Source organism: Collinsella aerofaciens (genome assembly GCF_015558785.1).
In the GTDB taxonomy this organism is placed as follows: domain Bacteria; phylum Actinomycetota; class Coriobacteriia; order Coriobacteriales; family Coriobacteriaceae; genus Collinsella; species Collinsella aerofaciens_P.
Genome location: NZ_JADMOP010000004.1, coordinates 70,092 through 84,754, shown reverse-complemented (window position 1 = coordinate 84,754; position 14,663 = coordinate 70,092). Strand labels below are relative to the sequence as shown.

Annotated in this window: 13 protein-coding genes; 7 read left to right on the top strand and 6 right to left on the bottom strand. The window is 59.6% G+C overall.

Going from position 1 to position 14,663, the window contains the following annotated elements; translation table 11 throughout:
• Positions 1-220: 220 nt before the first annotated feature.
• The 3 genes from I2G40_RS03160 (at position 221) to I2G40_RS03150 (ending at position 3,089) form a co-directional block, all read left to right on the top strand.
• The gene (locus tag I2G40_RS03160; protein WP_195544144.1) at positions 221-1,111 is read left to right on the top strand and encodes a hypothetical protein; all 891 of its coding nucleotides are present in this window, start codon (positions 221-223) and stop codon (positions 1,109-1,111) included.
• Between the two features lie 63 nt (positions 1,112-1,174).
• The gene (locus I2G40_RS03155; protein WP_022094432.1) at positions 1,175-1,792 is read left to right on the top strand and encodes an ATP-dependent Clp protease proteolytic subunit; all 618 of its coding nucleotides are present in this window, start codon (positions 1,175-1,177) and stop codon (positions 1,790-1,792) included.
• Complete coding sequence (locus I2G40_RS03150) at positions 1,785-3,089, top strand: VirD4-like conjugal transfer protein, CD1115 family (protein ID WP_117745869.1); 1,305 nt, start codon at positions 1,785-1,787, stop codon at positions 3,087-3,089. Before I2G40_RS03155 ends, I2G40_RS03150 begins: the two co-directional genes overlap by 8 nt.
• Before the next feature lie 141 nt (positions 3,090-3,230).
• Here the strand turns inward: I2G40_RS03150 and pgi are convergent, their stop codons facing one another.
• Complete coding sequence (gene pgi / locus I2G40_RS03145) at positions 3,231-4,925, bottom strand: glucose-6-phosphate isomerase (RefSeq protein WP_117770147.1); 1,695 nt, start codon at positions 4,923-4,925, stop codon at positions 3,231-3,233.
• A 199-nt stretch (positions 4,926-5,124) separates the two neighbouring features.
• The gene (locus I2G40_RS03140) at positions 5,125-5,649 is read right to left on the bottom strand and encodes an iron-containing alcohol dehydrogenase (protein ID WP_195544143.1); all 525 of its coding nucleotides are present in this window, start codon (positions 5,647-5,649) and stop codon (positions 5,125-5,127) included.
• A 223-nt stretch (positions 5,650-5,872) separates the two neighbouring features.
• Here I2G40_RS03140 and I2G40_RS03135 point away from each other — a divergent pair, with 223 nt between their 5' ends.
• The gene (locus I2G40_RS03135; RefSeq protein ID WP_148345626.1) at positions 5,873-7,378 is read left to right on the top strand and encodes a Y-family DNA polymerase; all 1,506 of its coding nucleotides are present in this window, start codon (positions 5,873-5,875) and stop codon (positions 7,376-7,378) included.
• Complete coding sequence (locus I2G40_RS03130; RefSeq protein WP_227790077.1) at positions 7,371-7,796, top strand: hypothetical protein; 426 nt, start codon at positions 7,371-7,373, stop codon at positions 7,794-7,796. Before I2G40_RS03135 ends, I2G40_RS03130 begins: the two co-directional genes overlap by 8 nt.
• Here I2G40_RS03130 and I2G40_RS03125 read toward each other — a convergent pair.
• On the bottom strand, positions 7,793-10,345 hold the full coding sequence (locus I2G40_RS03125; RefSeq protein ID WP_195362247.1) for a hypothetical protein: 2,553 nt from the start codon (positions 10,343-10,345) through the stop codon (positions 7,793-7,795). The genes I2G40_RS03130 and I2G40_RS03125 overlap by 4 nt on opposite strands.
• A gap of 272 nt (positions 10,346-10,617) precedes the next feature.
• On the bottom strand, positions 10,618-11,001 hold the full coding sequence (locus tag I2G40_RS03120) for a heavy-metal-associated domain-containing protein (protein ID WP_006234377.1): 384 nt from the start codon (positions 10,999-11,001) through the stop codon (positions 10,618-10,620).
• 214 nt (positions 11,002-11,215) lie between these two features.
• On the opposite strand from I2G40_RS03120, the gene I2G40_RS03115 reads away from it, so the two are divergent.
• Both I2G40_RS03115 and I2G40_RS03110 read left to right on the top strand, forming a co-directional pair.
• Positions 11,216-11,878: a DUF3793 family protein gene (locus I2G40_RS03115; RefSeq protein WP_195544142.1), complete on the top strand. Its 663-nt coding sequence runs from the start codon at positions 11,216-11,218 to the stop codon at positions 11,876-11,878.
• Positions 11,879-11,924: 46 nt separating this feature from the next.
• Positions 11,925-12,344: a flavodoxin gene (locus I2G40_RS03110; RefSeq protein ID WP_195544141.1), complete on the top strand. Its 420-nt coding sequence runs from the start codon at positions 11,925-11,927 to the stop codon at positions 12,342-12,344.
• A gap of 117 nt (positions 12,345-12,461) precedes the next feature.
• On the opposite strand, the gene I2G40_RS03105 is transcribed toward I2G40_RS03110, so the two are convergent.
• Both I2G40_RS03105 and I2G40_RS03100 read right to left on the bottom strand, forming a co-directional pair.
• The gene (locus I2G40_RS03105; RefSeq protein WP_006234381.1) at positions 12,462-13,214 is read right to left on the bottom strand and encodes an amino acid ABC transporter ATP-binding protein; all 753 of its coding nucleotides are present in this window, start codon (positions 13,212-13,214) and stop codon (positions 12,462-12,464) included.
• A gap of 12 nt (positions 13,215-13,226) precedes the next feature.
• Positions 13,227-14,588: an amino acid ABC transporter permease gene (locus I2G40_RS03100; RefSeq protein ID WP_229055681.1), complete on the bottom strand. Its 1,362-nt coding sequence runs from the start codon at positions 14,586-14,588 to the stop codon at positions 13,227-13,229.
• Positions 14,589-14,663: the final 75 nt, after the last annotated feature.

Sequence of the window (14,663 nt, the reverse complement as noted above, 5' to 3'; positions counted from 1 at the left end):
TGCCACATGTGAGGCACCCAGGGCATTGCTGTCTCGATTTTGAGCACGATGCCTTCCGCCTTGCATGGGCCGTTCCATCCCGCCCCTGCAGCAACTGCCTCACGGGCTCATTGAAAACCGCATAGCACCCCAACGTCAGCACATCACCCACGGCAAGCACATCACTCACGACAACCAACACATCAACAAACAGCACGAACATCAACCGATTGGAGAAGCTATGACAAACCACCACGCTGAAGACGGCGATAAGAAAAGCATTCTGGATGCCCGCATTGAGCGAGCATATGCAAACGAATATGACGCCGCCTTTGCCGCCGCGACCATCAAGAACTACGCGTCGCTACCGCTCGCGACGATCTTGGCCGATCACCCTCAACTGCTGAAGCGCTGCACAAAGATCATGGGCGACCCCGACATTCGCAAGCTGACAGACCCCTATGCCCCAAAACGCGACAACGATTCGCACATTCTTACCGTAGGCTGCCTAGCCCATATGCTTACGGCGCTCGACACGAAACTCAAGCTCGAATGGGAACCCGACGAGCGTCATGAACTCGAAAGCAAGCGGAACACCCTGCGCACCGCACTGTTCCTTCCGTTGGACGGCCTCAAGCGCTGCAACGTCGAGCTCAATTCACAGGCGCGGCAAAAGCCCGGGACCACGGGGCAGAAAACTCCTAGACCCCATGTGGCCATCGTCGACCGCAACCGATATAACCGCATGACCGCGCACTTTTCTGCCGAGGGAGCAGCCATAAGGACGCTGATCGACCTGCTGTGCCTCCTGAGCATCAACGAACTATTTGAGGGCTATCTCGCCCTTGTTCCCGCGACGGCACCCAAGTCGGTAGCAAAGATCATCGAGACCTGCAGACGCCAGTTTGAGCGCCATCGCAATGGCAGCGAGATGAACGCCAGCATCGCGCAGTACTACGCGGCTCATTACAAAAATGACGGATGTGCCCCTATCGAGCATCAGCTGCGGCTCGCCTACACCACGCCCGTCGCAACGCTCCATCGCTTTGGAGCCCTTGGCGCTTGCGAGCCGCACGAACAGGCAGCCTGCCCCACAACCGAGCTCGATCTCAGGCTCGGACGAACCCTGTAGCCCGCCAGCCCCTCCGCGGGCAACAATCCTATTCCACAACACAACCAACAGAAAGGAGTCCTCATGGACACCAATCATTCCCCCATCATCAGCCCCCTCACCATGCGTGAATCCGCCCGAGGTATCACGCTCACCAGCATTTACGATGAGATGCTCGCCCGTCGCGAGCTCTCCGTCATGGGAAACATCGAAACCCCGATGGCCCACGACCTATGCCAGCAGATTCGTCTGCTCGATGCCACCGACCCCAGCCGCCCCATCACCATATTTGTCGCCAGCGCCGGCGGAAGCGTGCGATCGGGTCTTGCGATCTATGACGCCATGCGCCTCGCATCGTGCCCCATCCGCACCGTCTGCCTGGAATTCGCCGCGTCCATGGGCGCCGTGATCTTTATGGGCGGCGACGATCGCCGTATGGCGCCCCATGCAGAGCTCATGATTCATGACCCGCTGATCCCCCAGGGGGCAGGCGGCTCGGCACTTGCGTTGCAGGAAACCAGCCGGCGTCTCATGCAGACCCGCAAGACCCTCACGCAAATCCTCTCGGACCGCAGCGGCCTCACGCCCAAGCGCATCCAGTCCCTCACTGCAAAAGACACCTACCTTTCGGCCGAGCGCGCCGTCGAGCTCGGCTTTGCCCACGAAATTCTCTCGACCACCAAGGAGGTCGCCCATGTCTAACCTCGCCAGCCGCCTCGCCGCATCTGAGTCCGCATCGTCCACCATCCTCGCCAAGGATCGAACGCTCTCCTGCGACACCCGCCAAACGGGACTCAACAACAACGCACTTGTGATCGGCCCCTCGGGAGCCGGCAAGACCCGAAACGTCCTCAAGCCCAACCTGCTGCAAATGAACGCAAGCTACATCGTGCTCGACACCAAAGGCACGCTCTGTCGCGAAGTGGGACCCGTGCTGGCAGCCCACGGTTACCGCGTGCAATGCCTCAACTTCGCCGACCTCAACACCGTCCCGGCCCTTGCGCCCGGCATCGAGCGCTGCGGCTACAACCCCCTGAGGCACATTCGCCGCAAGGCGGACGGCAGGCCCAACCAGCAGGACATCCTCTCGGTGGCAAAGGCCATCTGCCCCATCGAGGACAACAACCAGCCTTTTTGGGATCATGCGGCGGCAAACCTGCTGTCGTGTCTTATCGCCTACGTCACCGAACAGCTACCCGCCGACGAGCAGACGATCAGCTCGGTCATCAAGCTGATCGAGCACCTGCAGGACGGTGCCACAGGTCGATTGTTTGACGACCTGATCACGACCGACCCCCAAAGCTATGCCCTCTCGCTATGGCGGCGCTACGCCATTACGCAAAATGCCGAGCGCATGCACGCGAGCATCGTCGGCATCCTTGCCGAAAAGGTCATGTGTCTGGGATTCGACGGTGCGGCACAGCTCTATCGTGAGTGCCATCAGGTGGACTTCGCTTCCATGGGACACACCCCCTGCGCCCTGTTTGTAACCGTGAGCGATATTGACCGCAATCTCGATCCGCTGACCGGCCTCTTTATTTCGCAGGCGTTTATGGGCCTCATTCGTGAGGCCGATAGGCAGCCCGACGGCAGCCTGCCCGTGCCCGTGCGCTTTATGCTCGATGACTTCGCAAATCTGCAGATCCCCCAGATCGACAACGTGCTCTCGATTATCCGAAGCCGCAACATCTGGGCAACGCTGCTGCTGCAGTCGACCAACCAGCTCGATGCGCTCTATGGCGAGGCACGCGCACGCTCCATCATGGGCAACTGCGACACGCATCTGGTGCTGGCGTTCCAGGATCCCGAGAGTGCCCGGGTGTTTTCAGACCGCGCCGACGCGCTGCCCAGCACGCTCATGGCGACGCCAATCGATCGCTCGTGGCTCTTTGTACGCGGTCGCACTCCCGAACAGGTCGAGCGCTTTAGGCTCGAAGACCATCCGCTCTACGGGGAGCTGCCCGAGGCGCAGCGAGGCCATGCGGAGGCCGAAATCTAGGCGCAGGGTTCTCGCAGCGCGCGGCGCCCCGGCGATGTTCCACAAAGGCCGTGCACCCCGGGACCACGGCAAAGCAAAGGGGCCCGCATCCGATAGGATACGGGCCCCTGACTATAAGGCGCGATGCGTTAACAGCAGCGACTACTTGCGGTGAGCGCGGTAGAACTCGATGAGCGCCTGGGTCGAAGCGTCCTGCTCGGCCTTGGCAGCGTCGTCGTGGAAGGCCGGGGTGATCTGCTTGGCAAGCTGCTTGCCCAGCTCGACGCCCCACTGGTCGTAGGAGTCGATGCCCCAGACCGTGCCCTCGACAAACGTAATGTGCTCGTACAGGGCGATGAGCTCGCCGAGCGCGAACGGGGTCAACGTGTCGCCGAAGATCGAGGTCGTCGGGCGGTTGCCCTCAAAGCAGCGGGCCGGGACGATCTGCTCGGGCGTGCCCTCGGCGCGCACCTCGTCGGCCGTCTTGCCAAAGGCGAGCGCCTTGGTCTGGGCCAGGAAGTTGCCCAGGAACAGCTCGTGCACGTCCTGACCGCTGTCGGTCGCAGGGTTGGCAGTGTTGGCGAAAGCGATAAAGTCGGCCGGAACCACCACAGTGCCCTGGTGCAGCAGCTGGTAGAAGGCGTGCTGGCCGTTGGTGCCGGGCTCGCCCCAGAAGATCTCACCGGTATCGGAGGTCACGGCGCTGCCGTCCCAGCGGACGTGCTTGCCGTTGGACTCCATGGTGAGCTGCTGCAGGTAGGCCGGGAAACGGTGCAGGTACTGGCAGTACGGCAGCACGGCGTGGCTCTTGGAACCGAAGAAGTTGACGTACCAGACGTTGAGCAGGCCCATCAGCGCGACGGCATTGTTCTCGAGCGGCGTGTTGCAGAAGTACTCGTCGATGGCGTGGAAGCCCTCGAGGAACTGTTGGAAGCGCTCGGGGCCGAGCACGACGATCAGCGACAGGCCCACGGCGGAGTCAACGGAATAGCGGCCGCCAACCCAGCTCCAGAAACCGAAGGCGTTGGCGGGGTCGATACCGAAGGCCTCGACCTTCTCGAGTGCGGTGGAGACGGCGACGAAGTGCTTTGCCACGGCCTCGGCGTTCTGCTCATCGGAGCCGTCGATGGCGCCCTGAGCCTTGAGCTGCTCGAGCATCCAGGTCTTGACTTCGCGGGCGTTGGTGAGGGTCTCGAGCGTGGTGAAGGTCTTGGAGACGATGATCACGAGCGTGGTCTCGGGATCCAGGCCCTTGAGCTTCTCGGCCTGATCGTTGGGATCGATGTTGGAGATGTAGCGGCAGTCGATACCGGCGTCGGCATAGGGACGCAGGGCCTCGTAGGCCATGACCGGGCCCAGATCGGAGCCGCCGATGCCGATGGACACCAGGTGCTCGATCTTCTTGCCGGTAACGCCCTTCCACTCACCGGAGCGCACGCGCTCGGCGAAGGCATACATGCGATCGAGGACCTCGTGCACGTCGGCGACGACGTCCTGGCCGTCGACGATGAGCTGGCCCTTCTCGCTTGCCGGGCGGCGCAGCGCGGTGTGCAGGACAGCGCGGTCCTCGGTGGTGTTGATGTGCTCGCCAGAGAACATGGCGTCGCGGCGCTCCTCGAGCTTCACCTCGCGAGCAAGATCGCACAGCAGCTTGACGGTCTCATCGGTCACCAGGTTCTTCGACAGATCGAAGTGCAGGTCACCGGCGTCAAAGCTCAGCTTGTTCACGCGGTCGGCGTCAGCAGCGAACCAGGCCTTGAGGTCGATACCTTCGGCCTCGAGCTTCTCCTGATGGGCCTCGAGTGCCTTCCAAGCGGCAGTCGACGTAGCATCGATAGGTGCGGCAACAGTTGCCATAGAGTCCTCCTCAGCATACGGGCGCACGCCTCCATGCGCCCGGACATTCAGATGCCACTATTCTAGCGCAGGTCAAGACTACAATCAGCGAGCGTTGCCAATCGGCCCCCAAACGGCAACCGATCAAAAAGAGACAGGCTTATTTTGGCAGGTCAAACGCTTTACCAACCAAAAATAACCCATCCCTTTATGGCAAATATTAGGCCACGGCGCAGACGCTACCGAGCAACTCACGCAGAGGAGACCCGATGCCCTCCAGCAGTTCGGGCGCGATAATGGCAAAAACGGGAACCTCGCCGGTGCCCACGACAGCAGGCACCTTGCCCTCCGAGACAATGCATCCATAAGGGACAAAACCATCTTCGCCGGCATCGAGCGCCGCCATGCGACGCGCGAGTTCGCGCGCAAAGCCGGCAGCATCGGCATCGCCGATCGCCAGGACAAAGTCCACGCCTTCGTCGGTCGCCAGGGCCACGGCTTCGTCGACCAGTTCGTCTCCCCCGTCGCCCTCAAACGAGCCGCAGCGGAAAAGCACACGCTCGAGTAGGGCTCGAGCGAGCGAACCAAGTGCCGCCGAGACAAGCTCATCGCGCGTATGCTTGTCACCGCCCAACACGACCAGTGCCTTGGCGCCAGCGTAGTGGGCAACCAATCGCCCGCACCAGCGAGCCACATCCCCATCCGCAACCAAGCGCGTCGGCATACCAAACCCATAATTGACCATCTTTCCCACAACCCTTCCGTGCGCATAGGCGGTATCAATCGTTAGGCTCATGCTACGAAGCAAGGTTTTCCGAGCTGTTTCGCACTCTTTAGAGCTGCGTTAAAACCCGATGCAGTTGCACGACTATACCTGGCAAAAAGGAACAGGTTTTGACGATGTCCGGACGAGCGGGTATTATCGAACAGATATTCGATAAGAACATGTGTTTGATGGAGGGACACGGATGGCGCACGAGCAGCACACCTATATCTGCATCGACCTCAAGACGTTTTATGCCAGCGTCGAGTGCGTCGACCGTGGGCTCGATCCGCTCACCACCAACCTAGTCGTTGCCGACGAATCGCGCGGACGCACGACCATCTGCCTCGCCATCACGCAGGCCATGAAGGACTTAGGTATTCACAACCGCTGCCGCCTATTCGAGATTCCCGACGGCATCGACTACATCAAGGCCGTACCGCGCATGCAGCACTACATGGAGGTGTCGGCGCAGATCTACGGTATCTACCTGGAATACGTCAGTCCGCAAGACGTTCACGTCTACTCAATTGACGAGTGCTTTATCGACGTGACACCCTATCTGGACCTCTATCACACCGATGCGGAAGGCTTCGCCTGCATGTTGCGCGACGAGGTCCTGGCGCGCACCGGCATCACGGCGACGGTCGGCATCGGCCCCAACCTATTCCAGGCCAAAGTTGCACTCGATATCACCGCCAAGCACGTACCCAGCCGCATCGGCATACTCGACGATGAGACCTTTCGCAAGGAAATCTGGCCCCATCGTCCCATCACCGATATCTGGGGCATCGGCCCCGGCGTGGCAGCACGACTCGAAAAATACGGCGTCTACGATCTGATGGGCGTCGCGGCGCTCGACGAAAACCTGCTTTACGACGAGCTCGGCGTCAATGCCGAGTATCTCATCGACCACGCCTTCGGACGCGAGCCGACAACCATCGCCGATATCCAAGCCTATCGCCCGCAAGCAACTTCGACCACCACAGGACAGGTGCTCTCGAAGGGCTATGCCTACGAGCAGGCCTACACCGTCTTGCGCGAGATGGTCGACAACGCCGTGTTGGACTTGATCGATAAGCACGTGGTCTGCGACAGCATCTCGCTCTTTGTGGGCTACGCGAGCGAGCGCGCCGACATACGCAGGCTTGATGCCAGCGGTACTGCACAATATGTGGACGGATGCGGACACCTGCGCTCGAGTACGTCGAGCATCGAACCCACCGCAACCGCCGGCCCCGAGCTCGCGCCCCGTGCTCCCAAGCCCGTCCAGCGCGATGACGAACGGCGCCGCCTGGTGCGCGAAGCGCAGGCAATCGATGGCATCTTTGTGGGAGAGCATGGTGGCAAACCGCGTGGTGGCTATGCCGCGCTCTTTGCGCACTCCAACGCCTCGCGCAAGCTGCCCGAGCGTACCAATTCGTTTAAGAAGATCATGGGCTATTTCGATGAGCTCTGGGCGCAGACTGTCGATCCCAAACGACCGGTCAAGCGCATCAACCTGGGCTTTAGCAATCTTGTGCCCGAGGAATTTGCCACCATCGATCTGTTCAGCGATATCGAGGCCGATGAGCGCGAGCGCGACCTGGCGCGCGCCGTCCTGGCCGTGAAAGGCAAGTACGGCAAGAACGCGCTCGTCAAGGGATTAAGCTTTACCGCCGGCGCCACCGCGCGCGAGCGCAACGATCAAGTTGGAGGACACCGTGCCTAAACCCAAACAACAGCCCATGCGCCCGCCGACCGCCTTCGAGCGCCTGGCGGACCCCGAGGGCAGACGCCGCGCAGCCGACCCCAACCTCACTGCCAACGGTGCCGTGCGCGCCAACCGCGCCGCACAGTTTATGCCCTTTGCCGCCCTCACGGGATACTACGAACTCGTGCGCAAGCAGGAAATCACCGTCGAGCAAAAACGTGAGCTCACGGAAGAAAAAGCCCTCGAGCTTTCGCAAAAGCTCGAGGGCCTCAAACGCGGCGACTTGGTGCGCGTCACCTATTACGATACGTACGGCTATCGTAGCCGCACGGGCATTCTCGACGAAGCGTTACCCGCATTCAAGCTGCTCAAACTCAGGGATATCGCCATCAACTTCGACGATATCCAGGACATTGAGCTACGCGGACGAGCCTAGCGACGAGAACGCTTGCGCAAGACGAGAGCAATGCCAAGCACTGCGGCAGCTGCAACCAGCAATCCCAAGACCAGCGTGAGGGTCGAGTCGCCAGCGCGAGGCAGCGAGCCGTCCTTCGGAGTCTTCTTAGCGGTCGTCGTGACGGTGGTCGTGGTGCTGCTCGACTGGTCGTTGCCACCCGTCTGGCTGCCGCCAGGCTGATCGCCGCCACCCGGCTGCGAAGGATCGGTGGGTTCCGTCGGATCCGGAGTACCGGGATCAACCGGATTCTCCGAATTCTCCTTGCGCTGGATCCAGACCTGGCAACCATAGAACGGGTTGGCGGTACCAAGGCACAGACCCTGGTTGGTCACCGCAAAGGTGCGCAGACCATGGTTATACGGATCGTTAAAGCCATTGGTCGTCAGCGTCGTAAAGTTCACGCCGTCCTCGGTCACATACATATCAAAGCCGCGCTCGGCATCGCGCAGGTAACACATGCACGTAAGGACACTCTGCAACTTCTTGAGGTTCTCCTCGCTCAGCAGCTTATCGAGCGCATCCTGAATATCGCTCGGCAGCTCGGTGCCATAGGCATCCTCGTACTGCTGCTTAAGGCTCTCATAGCTATCGAGCATGTCCTGATACTGGTCGGCAAAGGACTTGAAGTACGCGATCTCGCCATCGATCTTCTGGACATAAGCGGCGTCGTCCTCAAAGTCCTGGGACATCGTCGCGGCCTGATCGCAAAGACCGCCCGCGGCATCCTCCAGCGCATCGCTCAGATCGCCAAAGCCCTTAGCAACCTCGGTCTTCTCGTCATCGACATCGACGGCCTTGTTTGAATCATCAACCTCAGCAGCTTCGTTCGAATCATCGACCTCGACGGCCTCGTTTGAATCATCGTCCGCAAGCGTGTTCACGGGAACGATGGGGTCGTCAGGCGATTTCTTGTCGAGCAGGTGATTGAGCAGGTCCCTAAGGCGCTGAACCTGAGAGTCCCACTCCTCGGGCGTCATATCGATAATGTCGCCATTGGAGAACTGGCCGATCGGCTCAAGCAGGCTCGCGGTATCAAAGGTACCGATATACAGCTTGCCGTCGAACTTCTGCATGCGCCAAATGTACTGGTTCTCGTTTCGGCCAAAGCCCGAAGTCAGGCCGGAAATACCGCCCTCGGGGAACATGTCGGTGCGATCGCCAACGACGAGCTCCATGTTCTCGTCCTTGTCCATGCGATAGATGTTAACCGACTGCTCAAGATTGGCATTCACAAACGAGCAGTCAACGCCACCCATGCTGCTCTTGCCGCCCTCTTCGGTGTTGGATTTGTTGAACAGGATGCGCTCGAGGGCAATCTCCTCGTCGTTGTATTCACCGATATAGAGGTAGTCGTTGTAGACGATGAGGTTGGCAGCGCCAGAACGGGTACGGGCAGGATCGATGCCAAAGCAGTACTTTGCACCGTCCGTCTTCTGATCGCCGACAATGGGAGTCCACGAATAGCTGCCGTCGGCATTCTTGTCGCCACGGACCATGGCAAACGACTGCATGGAATTATCATCGGGAGCGTTCTCGGGCGTACCGGTGCAGATGGTCGCATAGAGATGGCCATTGTACGAGACCATATCCCAAATGGCGCCGCCGTAGATGCTGTCCTGATAGCGAATCGCCGGATAGCCAAACAGCGTCTCCGAGTTGGCAATCTCGGTGAAGCTGTCCTGGCCCTTCGAGGGGTCAGACGACGTCAGGATTGTCGACACAAAATTACCGTTCGCGTCTTTACCCACATTACTGATGACGAGCTGGCCATCATGGACGCACATGCCGCGGATACCGGTAGAAATGCCCTGCTTGTAGGCAGCACCGTAATCCTGCATGCTCGAAAGGCCCTGATAGACAACTTTGTACTCATCCGTCTTAGGATCGATCTCGTATACAGCAGGCAGGCCGCCTTTGCCGTCATTGGTCCTGACGCTGCCGCAGAAATAGAGCTTACCCTTATAGCTCACGGCATTGCGGAACAAAGGAGCGACGCCGTTGAGCGATTCAGAGAGTAGCAGCTTGGTCTCACCGGTCTTGGTATTGATCTTGACCAAGATGCCGCCGCTGTCCTTGTCGGCCGTGCCGTCCTCCTTCTGCTGTCCATAGAAGAAGGTACCGTTAAACATGGCCTCCAGCGTCAGGCGCATGGTTTCGACATCAAAGGAATCGCCCAGCGTGCTGTTCATGAGCGTCAGCGTGTTGCCCATCGCCGCATAGCAGGTGCCCACATAAAGCCAGTCACCATAGCTCGCAGCCGCCCAAGTGTAGCTCTGGCCGCGATCGCCTTCGTTGTTGGCCGTATTACCATCGGCGCCCGGAACGGCAACGGCACCGTTACCCTGGTAGTCGACGATGCCATCCGGCTGCGACGTTCCTACCGTAGGATGCGAGAGCTTCTCAAAGGAATACCCATTTCCCGCATTGTAGGTAACGGCACCCGATGCGTCTTCGGCGTGCGCCGGCAGCGGCGATACCAAGATAGCGGCAAGCGCTGCCACCAAGCCAAGTGTTCCCACTCGTCTCATAAGGTTATAGCCTCCCCTGTCCTAAAGCCCAGTTTTAGCATTCTTCATTTCTGTCCACGGTTAATTGCAATCTGAGCACAGCAATAATCAGTGTATAAATATACACCTGTAATTTTTTGGACGGGTTCATAGATGCTCGATTGGTAGCGAATTCCGCGCAAACCGTCACCAAACTCCACTTTTGCCGCATCTAAAGGTTATTTTTGCGCAAATTTTTGGATGCCGATAGTCACAATGGGCAGGAGGCTGGTACCCACCGGAGAGGGCAACGCCTACATTTTCATAACGTAATAGCCCGCACCCCTCACTGCCGTCTCGAGTGTGTCGCGATCAACCGGGCGCTTCGAGCGCACGCGTGCCGTGTGGTCCGCGTACGTTACCGTAGCCCACACGCCATCAAGCGCATTGAGGGCATTCGTCACATTCCGGGCGCAGCCGTCGCAACTCATGCCGCCGATAAGGAGTTCCTCACGATAGGGGTAGTGGGACTCGTCGGTGTCTGCCACCACAACCTTTTTGGCCTTCTTGCCGCTCGCACCATCGCTGCAGCAACTCTTCCCGTGTGTCGAAGCGGCAATGCGACGCAGTCCAAAAAACATGCCGACGGCAATGACGGTCAGCACGATGAGATTCGCAGGGTTGAGCAAGTCACTCATGCGTTCCCCTTTCAGTAGCACTATCTAGATACCCCCATGGGGTGTCCCCATCTTAACCCAAAATCATGTCCGTTCGGTCAATTAGTTTTCCTCTTCAAACTTTTTTGTTGACCATGGCTTACTTTCGTGTATAAGTTTTCCTAGGCTAACAGTTAGATCCGTAAGGAGCGACGCGACTCGAACCATAGACATCCCAACGTTTCAGGCAGTAGTCGTGCGCAACTGCTCCCCCACGCTCGCGGGCATCAAGCCGGCATCGCTCTTTACCTATCCAGGCACCTACGCCCACGGGGACGGCTCGACCGCAACAGAAACCATCGCAGAACGCCGAGCACGCCTGCTCAACGTTATCGCCCAGTGCAACCGCGAGCTTGACCCGCTTGGCATCCACCTGAGTGTTTTGGTCTGGCGGCCCTGCGGAGCGCTCGTGTACGTGTACCGAGCCAAAAGCCTCACCACCTATTTCGCGGACCCTCGCGCCAAAACGGCGCTCGCCTCGGAAGGCTACGACACGAGAGACCTTTCGACATGCCTTGTGCATTTGGCATCACGCATCACGCTCGCGAGTAATAACGTCGCGGAATGCGCCTGTAGCCAGACTCGATGCGCACTACCCCAGCAAGCTAGCTGCAGCAACGACTGCACCTGCGAGTTTCCGCACGAAATAGGCTACTTCCTAGGATATCCCTACGACGACGTGCACGAGTTTATCGTCCAGCGCGGCGAGAACTATAAGGTCTTTGGGGCCTGGAAGGTCTACGCAAATGTCGAGCAGGCACTTGCGACGTTTGATGCCTACCGCGCCTGCACCCAATACTTCACCTTTGTCTATCAGCAGGGCTACAGCTTGGCGCAACTTGCCCAGGCAACCCGATAGAACATAGAAGCCGTGGCAACCTGCCGCACAACTGAAAGGACTCAACATGAGCAAGATCGCCGTCGTCTACTGGAGCGGCACGGGCAACACCGAGGCCATGGCAAACCTCGTTGCCGAAGGTGCAACCGATGCCGGCGCCGAGGCAGAGGTCATCTCCTGCGCCGACTTCTCCGCAGACAAGGCCGCTGGCTATGACGCTATCGCCTTCGGCTGCCCCGCCATGGGTTCCGAGGAGCTTGAATATGATGAGTTCCAGCCCATGTGGGATGAGGTCAAGGAGACCCTCGGCGACAAGAAGGTCGTCCTCTTTGGCTCCTATTCGTGGGCCGAGGGCGAGTGGATGGACAACTGGAAGGCCGACGCCGACGATGCCGGCGTCAACGTCGTGGACTCCACCATCTGCTACGACGTGCCCGACGACGAGGGCGAGACCGCTTGCAAGGCCCTCGGAGCCGAGCTCGCGTAACGAACCCAGGGCTTCCAAAAGAGCCTGCATCAAAGCACATCCCCATCCCTACAAAAGAGCGGGGGCTGGATTCAAGTCCAGCCCCCGCTCTTTTGTAACGGCAGTTACATCAACCGGCTACGAGATATTGCCCAAGAACGCCTTGGTGCGCTCGCTCTTGGGGTGGTCGAAGACCTCGCTCGGCGTACCCTCTTCCACAATGACGCCGCCGTCCATAAAGACGACGCGGTCGGCGACATCGCGGGCAAAGCCCATCTCGTGCGTCACGACGATCATGGTCATACCGTCGTGCGCCAGGTCGCGCATGACGCCCAGAACGTCGCGCACGAGCTCAGGGTCGAGCGCCGAGGTGGCCTCGTCAAAGAGCATCACGTGCGGGTTCATCGACAGGGCGCGGGCGATGGCCACGCGCTGCTGCTGGCCGCCCGAGAGCTGGCTCGGCATAAAGTCGATGCGCTCGGCCAGACCGACCTTGGTCAGCTCCTCGACGGCGATCTTCTCGGCCTCTTCCTTGCTGCGCTTGAGCACCTTTTGCTGCGCAAGCATGACGTTCTTTTTGACCGACAGGTGCGGGAACAGGTTGAACTGCTGAAACACCATGCCCAGGTGCGTGCGCACTTTGTTGAGGTCGACGCCCTTGGCACACACATCCACGCCCTCGACGACAATCGAGCCGCTCGTGGGATGCTCCAGGCGATTGATGCAGCGAAGCATCGTCGACTTGCCCGAGCCTGAGGGGCCCAAGACCACAACGACCTCACCCTTGTGCACATCCAGATCGATATCGCGCAGGACCACGTTGTCCCCAAAGGCCTTCTGGAGGTTCTTGATGCTGACGACGACCTCGTTCGAGTTATTGGTTTCGCTCATGATAGGACCTCCTTACAGACCGGCGATGTGATCGGCGGGCGTCGCGACAACCTGTCCGGCGCTCTTGGCGGGACGCTTCTTCTTGGTCTCGGCCGTGCCCAAAAGCCTCGCCTCAAGACCGCTCACCAAGCGAGCGAGCGGCAGGGTGATGACCAGATAGAACAGGGCGGCAACCACGTACGGTGTAATGGAGCCCGTCGTGGCCACGATGGTACGGGCGTTCATGACGATCTCGACCACACCCACGGCGGCAAGCAGCGACGTATCCTTGTAAAGCAAGATAAACTCGCTGGTCAGCGTAGGCAAAACATTACGGAACGTCTGCGGAATCATGACATAGAGCAGCGTCTGGAACGCGTTCATGCCCAGCGAACGCGCAGCCTCGTTTTGGCCCTTGGGGATCGATTGAATACCGGCACGGAAGATCTCGCATAGGTACGCAGACGAGTTCATGGCCATGACGATAACGCCAAGCACGTAGTCATCAACCTTGACGCCGGCCAACGGCAGACCGAAGAACGCGATATAGATCTGCAGGAACGCCGGCGTACCGCGGATGATATTCACATAGATGCCGGCGAGGCAGCGCAGGATGCGCGACTTGGAGATGCGCATGAGCGACAAGGCAAAGCCAAAGGGAATTGCCAGCGGAAACGCCACAAGCACGATCGAGAGCGACATAAGGAAGCCCTTAAAGACGATCGGCAGGCTTTGGACCAAAATGACTGGGTTTAAGAACAGGCGCAGGAACATATTGGAGTTCCAGGCCTCGACCCACGGCTGCTCCTTAAGATCGGCCAGGAAGTTATCGAATGCCGTCACGCCCTTGATCTCCACCGACGGAATCTTGGAGATCTTCTTGGTCGAGCCATCGGCCAAAGTGCAGGTGCCGCTAAAGGCCTCATCGCCGCCCTCGACGGGGAAGGTCACGCCGTAAACCTCGACACGGAAAAAGCCGCCGGCAGGCGCCGTCTCGCCAAAGTCGATCTTGAGCGTCTGGCCGTCAGCCTTGCACGTGGGCTTCATGGGCGTACGATCCATGAGGTCCTCGCCCGAGAGCATCGTCAATCGCGTGTCATCGGTACCAAACGTCGTGCCGTCGACAAACGTCAGCGAAAGACCGCTCAGCTCCTCGTCGGCATCGGCCTGGACCTCCCAGGTAATGCGCGTCTCGGTACCGCCGACCACAGCGCTGCCCGAACCAGTGTTGGGTCGGGCGGTAATCTTTGCGGTCTCAAGCGCCTGGGCGGTCGTGGGCGCATATGCCCCTGCGCACACCAGCGCGAGCGCCACGGCCATGGCGCAGGCTAGCTTTTGGAGCAAGGCGGGCAGTGGAAAACGCTGCTCCGCGGCCCCTTTGTTCAGTCGAGACAAGGTGGCTCCTATCGTAGAAGTTGCCGGCAAAACGAGACGGAAATACTCTCCGTCAAGAGAAGCGCAAAGGCCCTC

Bases quoted from the DNA above. Each gene is read 5' to 3' on its own strand.
- I2G40_RS03160 (WP_195544144.1), top strand. From the start codon at position 221: ATGACAAACCACCACGCTGAAGACGGCGATAAGAAAAGCATTCTGGAT.
- I2G40_RS03155 (WP_022094432.1), top strand. From the start codon at position 1,175: ATGGACACCAATCATTCCCCCATCATCAGCCCCCTCACCATGCGTGAA.
- I2G40_RS03150 (WP_117745869.1), top strand. From the start codon at position 1,785: ATGTCTAACCTCGCCAGCCGCCTCGCCGCATCTGAGTCCGCATCGTCC.
- pgi (WP_117770147.1), bottom strand. From the start codon at position 4,925: ATGGCAACTGTTGCCGCACCTATCGATGCTACGTCGACTGCCGCTTGG.
- I2G40_RS03140 (WP_195544143.1), bottom strand. From the start codon at position 5,649: ATGGTCAATTATGGGTTTGGTATGCCGACGCGCTTGGTTGCGGATGGG.
- I2G40_RS03135 (WP_148345626.1), top strand. From the start codon at position 5,873: ATGGCGCACGAGCAGCACACCTATATCTGCATCGACCTCAAGACGTTT.
- I2G40_RS03125 (WP_195362247.1), bottom strand. From the start codon at position 10,345: ATGAGACGAGTGGGAACACTTGGCTTGGTGGCAGCGCTTGCCGCTATC.
- I2G40_RS03120 (WP_006234377.1), bottom strand. From the start codon at position 11,001: ATGAGTGACTTGCTCAACCCTGCGAATCTCATCGTGCTGACCGTCATT.
- I2G40_RS03110 (WP_195544141.1), top strand. From the start codon at position 11,925: ATGAGCAAGATCGCCGTCGTCTACTGGAGCGGCACGGGCAACACCGAG.
- I2G40_RS03105 (WP_006234381.1), bottom strand. From the start codon at position 13,214: ATGAGCGAAACCAATAACTCGAACGAGGTCGTCGTCAGCATCAAGAAC.